General features: G+C 70.2%; 1 protein-coding gene. It reads right to left on the minus strand.

What is annotated here, in order from left to right; translation table 11 throughout:
* Nucleotides 1-285: iron chelate uptake ABC transporter family permease subunit (locus GYA94_RS27390; protein ID WP_161893519.1), on the minus strand; the 285-nt coding region annotated here is incomplete at both ends.

The raw sequence follows: 285 nt of genomic DNA on the forward strand, positions 1-285 counted from the left end.
GCAGCGGCCATGGTCCAGGCCCAGGGCGATGGCCTGGTCGCGCCCCAGCGCCAGCACGTCGAGCAGCCGCGTGCCGCGCGCCACCAGCAGCGCCACCGCCGCCACCAGCAGGCCCGAGTACAGCACCTGGGTCGGCTGGGCGCGGTTGAAGCTGGTGTAGCCCAGGCTCTGCAGGATGGAGAACTCCCCCGGGCTGGTCTTGAGCTGGATGAACTGGGTGAAGGTGCCCAGCACCATGGTCAGCACCAGGCCCAGCAGCAATAGGCGGTAGACATCACCCCGCCC

The sequence above is a fragment of the Pseudomonas juntendi genome (genome assembly GCF_009932375.1).
Classification (GTDB): domain Bacteria; phylum Pseudomonadota; class Gammaproteobacteria; order Pseudomonadales; family Pseudomonadaceae; genus Aquipseudomonas; species Aquipseudomonas juntendi.